Raw genomic sequence first — 652 nt, 5'->3', positions numbered from 1 at the left:
TGACGAAGTGGAAGAAGATGAAGAAGAAGAAGAAGATGAAGAGGAAGAGATTATTAATATTGATTCTGAGGAGTGATGGGCGTACTGTTGGAACTGGAGCATACCGTTAATATTTTTCACGCTATGAGATGTCAAAAAGTTTATTATCCTTTACTGAACGTATAGGAGGAGTTGCGATGCCGAGAATGACAGAAGAAGAAGCTTGGGCTCTTGACGAGGAAGTAACAAAAAATCCGCCTCGTGTAGATCCTTCAAAAGCCCGTCATGTATCCCGAATGGTAGCCATAGATGATTTTTCCGCTGAATACCTTATGTCTGTTTCCACTGTAACACATAAAACGCCGTCTGAAATTATCGGCGAAATGGTACGAGAACGGGCTGCCGCTTCATAATGATAGAAATTGAAAAGATATGATTTCTAAGACACACTGCAACGTACAGGCAATGCCACACTACACGATGTATGCCCAAGGAATTTATTCAGTACAGGCGGGCAGGCTGCGCACGCTGTAAAAACTTCGGAAGAACCCGCCTACGAGCCTTCCGGCGACTAAATAGCAGTGGGTAGAAAGCTTTATCTAGGGTTCGTCGCCGGACGTTTATTCTCTGAATTTTCTTTGTTTTATTACAAAGTCTCTACGGCGGGGAATTC

General features: G+C 43.4%; 1 protein-coding gene. It reads left to right on the top strand.

What is annotated here, in order from left to right:
- Positions 1-176: 176 nt before the first annotated feature.
- Entirely contained in the window at positions 177-392 is a 216-nt protein-coding gene (locus tag ACYVRA_RS08030) for a hypothetical protein (RefSeq protein ID WP_461252210.1), read from the top strand.
- Positions 393-652 lie beyond the last annotated feature (260 nt).

This window comes from Treponema sp. R8-4-B8 (assembly GCF_054786175.1).
Note: the sequence above shows the minus strand (reverse complement) of the source record. Positions and strands in the feature narration are given on the sequence as shown.

What these genes read in the sequence shown, in the direction of transcription:
- ACYVRA_RS08030 (WP_461252210.1), top strand. Translation starts at nt 177, where the DNA reads ATGCCGAGAATGACAGAAGAAGAAGCTTGGGCTCTTGACGAGGAAGTA.